This window comes from Rhodococcus sp. PAE-6, assembly GCF_025290685.1.
GTDB lineage: Bacteria > Actinomycetota > Actinomycetes > Mycobacteriales > Mycobacteriaceae > Rhodococcus > Rhodococcus pyridinivorans.
Genome location: NZ_JAOCLZ010000052.1, coordinates 1 through 3,825, shown reverse-complemented (window position 1 = coordinate 3,825; position 3,825 = coordinate 1). Strand labels below are relative to the sequence as shown.

Here is a 3,825-nt window from a genome sequence, read left to right as displayed (position 1 = left end):
CCCTGTACGGGTTCGATCCCACCCGGCTCACCGAGGTGCGCCGCGAACGGGGCCTGTCCCGCTCCGATCTCGGACGCTTGTCCGGGGTCACGTACAACACCATCCGAAGCTGGGAGACCGGCGAGGGAGCACCGAGCCCGAGCGCACTCGAACGCGTGGCCTCAGTCCTCGACGTCGCAGTGAGCGAACTTGCCGTCGTGCCGGACGGGGTACAAACCCTGGCGAGCTGGCGGACCCGACAGGGCATGGCGCAGGCCGACATTGCTCATGAACTGGGGTTGTCGAAGTCCACCTACTCCCGCCTCGAACGGGGCGAGCGCCCGTTGACCGATGCCGAATGCCTGAAGTTGGCACGCATCTTCGACACGACCGAGGAACAGGTGAGAGCGCTGTGGATGCGTGCTCACCGACGGTCGGGCAGATCGACGCGGTGACCCCGCCGGCACATTCACCCGCACTCCTGCGTTTCGTCGACCATCCGATCGGAAACCCCCCGAAGGTCAAAATCACGATCGTAATATTACCGTGGTGATAGGCGATGGACGTGGTGGAGCCCCCACAGCGGCGAGTCGATTCACGCATTGGGGGTGGTTGTAGATTTGACGAGCCCGGTTCACCTGGCCGTTGTCGAGATTCACGAGGAGGTCCACCGTGGCGACGTTCGCCGACAAGCTCCGCTACCTGATCGACAACGTCCACCCCAAGGACCGGGGCCCGTTCACCATGAACGAGATCGTCGATGGCATCCGCAGCAACGGCGGATCCATCACCCAGGGCTACATCTCCATGCTGCTCAACGGTCAACGCCCTAATCCGGGCCTGAAAGTCGCCCAGGACCTTGCCGACTTCTTCCGCGTCCCGCTGCAGTATTTCGCCGACGACGACTCGTTCGAAAAAGCTGTGCGGTACATCTCGTGGGTGCAATCCCTGCGAACCGAGGACGTCGAAGCGGCTGCTCGCACCTACAATCCCTACGACGACGAACCCACCCGGCCCTAATAGGGGAAGTTGACGATCGCGAGGTACGTCAGCGGCGCGATGACCAGGCCGGTGCCGGCACCGACCGCGATTTCTTTCCTCGTGTGATGCTTCAGCCGCATCCGGGACCAGGCGATCGCCGGCGCGAGAACCAATCCGGTCCACCACCAAGCAGACAGTGCGACCGCGAGGACAGCGACAACGCCGCACCACACCCCCATGTGCACCGACGCTTTGACGCCGACCCCACTGGTCCAGACTCCGATCCCCACCAGGGTCACCAAGCCTGCACACGTCAGGGCGATCATCTCCGTCGGCCCCTGCGCCACGAGCTGCACGACCAGGGCCACGAGCACCAGACCGAGAATCGCCCCGATCAACCCATGACGCTCCGAATGCTCCGTCACGTGATGGTCCCCGATCCGGTCACGGACCATCCCCCACACGATCAAAGCCATCGGCAGCACACCGGCGAACAGCGCAACGAACGCACCCCAGCCCGAATGACCGATCGCGAAACCGAGGATCAGACACGACGCGATATTGACTGTCCACGGCGCAGCGATCTCGGTCAGCGCCCTGGCCACCAGGTCTTTCACTTCCGTATCTCCGCCTTATCGCAGAGGTGAATATCCTGGAACGCCCTACCGACGGCGCGCACCCACTTCACCGCATCGAACCCCACCGGGGGCCGCAACCCATCGACCCCGATGCCCCCGGACTCGCCGGTGTCCACCCACCGCGCGATCGACTCCGGAGTCGCCGGCACCCCATGTTCGGGCAACTTGTCCGCATCGGCCTGCATCGACAGCGCATCGAGCACCTCACTCGCCCGGTCCACGGTGCGACGCGATGGATCGAATGACGTCCACGAGTCCCGAACCACGCCGGGCCAGCGTTCCTTCACCACCATCATGTACAGCTCCGCGAAGTCCCGACGCTGCTTCTGACTTCGGAAGACCCCCTCGATAGAGGACCACAGCAGACCGAGCGTCGTCAGAACCGCTCCGATCAGAGCCAGCTGGGTTGTCAGATCCAGCGCATACGTCGAGGTCTCGACCCACCCGAGGCGCGCCGCGACGATGTATCCGCCCCGTATCCACGCATACGATGCCAGCACAGCAACCCCACAGGCCAGGATCGCCAGCCCCCGCCCGGAGGGCGTGCCCAGGTCCCAACCCAGCAACACGACCACAGTGATGACGGTGCACAGAACCGCTGCCACCCCCATCACGAAGGCGGCGGATTCTGCATAGCCCGGCAGATGCACGTAGAGCTCGTCGAACTGGTAGCCATCGGTCGCCTGAGGAGCGTCCTCCGCCGAGAAGAACAATGCGACCGCCACCGCGGTTGCAGCCGTCGCCCCTGCCGACAGGGGCGCGATCCACCGCCGCTGGCGATCCACGTCGGGCACCCGAAGCGCCACGATGATGATCGACGCGCCGAGACAGATTCCGAAGAAGATCCCGTGCTTGACCGCCGACGTCGCGTTCGCAACCCCCACTGCCTCGCTGATGAGCCGATCGACCGCACCGATATTTACCGTCGTGTGCAGCGCCATAAAGATGAACACCACAGCGGTACCGAGCGTCAGAACCGAGCGCGAAGTGCGCCAACGCCACAACCGAGTGAGAGCCACCCACCACAACAAGACCGACACGACGATCGAAGCGAACACCGCTACAACGCCTCGTTCAGCAACGATCGAATCCGAGCCGACCGAGCCCCACCTGCCCCGGCAATCCGCCGACACAACTCCGACGCGAACGCCTCCGCCTCCACCTCGAGGCGTCGCCGAGGCTCGTCGAGACCGTCGAGCTGGCCACACTCGCGCAGCATCAAACTGGCCATGTCATGCCACTCCGGGGGAAGCGTCCGTTTTGCAGTCTCCAACGCGGGCACCCCCCTGTGCCCCAGCAGCATGTGCCCGAATTCATGAGCAACGGTCCGATCGGGAGTCGCGACCCACGGGGCGTAGTGAATCTCGTCCCGTTCCGGATAACTGCGCCAGACCCCGAAGACGCCAGGGGCGAGATGGTCACTACGGACCACCTGCAAGGGACGGTCACGGAGCCGCTCGATCGTCGGAATCAGCCCGAAGACGGACGCTGCTTCATGTCCCCGCGCATGTGCAAGTAGTTCGCTCACTGCACCCACTACCGGGTCCATAGACGCCCTCCCACTCCTCGGCGCCTCACATCGCTCTATAAGAACTCGGCACACAACAAGTCGAGGGGTCGCAGCGATCGCGTCGACAGCCGACATCCCCCCGACGGAACATCGGCGAATCCGGAGATTCGACCGTGGGCATCGTACCGAGTTCTACGGGTTCAACATGTGATATGTGGCACCACGTATGCAGATGCGCGCACGACGATCGCCCCTCCCCCGCCACCCGTCGTAGTAAGCGGCCCTACCCATCCATCCCGGAGAAGGTCAGCAATGCTGGCCTACCTTTTCGTTTCTTCTGTTGGCCGGCCTTGTCGGCAATGCCATCGACCCTCTCCCATGAAGGATCGGGAGGAGCGGGTGATCAGGCCCTTTCAGATAAGCATTCCGCGTCTCGTGCATGCACTGCGTGCAATGCGTGTACGTCACGCAAGTAGGCTGCGCGTGCAGAGCGATCATTGCGTGCATTGCATGTCTCGCGCGCATTGCGTGCATTGCGTGCACGCAATGCATATGTTGCGTATGTTGCACGGCGTGTCTGCAACGCAAGCCACGCGAGGAACGCAAGGATTGCACTGTCGGCACGCCACGCACGGCACGCCTGCAACGCAAGCCACGCGAGGAACGCAAGGATTGCACTGTCGGCACGCCACGCACGGCACGCCTGCAACGCAAGCC

4 protein-coding genes are annotated in these 3,825 nt (G+C 63.8%); 2 read left to right on the top strand and 2 right to left on the bottom strand.

Annotation, left to right across the window (positions count from 1 at the left end):
• The coding region (locus NVV99_RS26045) for a helix-turn-helix transcriptional regulator (protein WP_260783262.1) at positions 1-434 on the top strand (434 nt) is incomplete at its 5' end.
• Between the two features lie 217 nt (positions 435-651).
• A complete protein-coding gene (locus NVV99_RS26040; RefSeq protein ID WP_231782152.1) occupies positions 652-999 on the top strand; it encodes a helix-turn-helix transcriptional regulator in 348 nt (115 codons plus the stop codon).
• Here the strand turns inward: NVV99_RS26040 and NVV99_RS26035 are convergent.
• Both NVV99_RS26035 and NVV99_RS26030 read right to left on the bottom strand, forming a co-directional pair.
• Positions 996-1,577 (bottom strand): hypothetical protein, encoded by a 582-nt coding sequence (locus tag NVV99_RS26035; protein WP_231782153.1) that lies wholly within the window; start codon positions 1,575-1,577, stop codon positions 996-998. The two genes, NVV99_RS26040 and NVV99_RS26035, sit on opposite strands and share 4 nt — an antisense overlap.
• A complete protein-coding gene (locus NVV99_RS26030) occupies positions 1,574-2,656 on the bottom strand; it encodes a hypothetical protein (RefSeq protein WP_081263504.1) in 1,083 nt (360 codons plus the stop codon). The genes NVV99_RS26035 and NVV99_RS26030 overlap by 4 nt, the downstream gene beginning before the upstream one ends.
• Positions 2,657-3,825 lie beyond the last annotated feature (1,169 nt).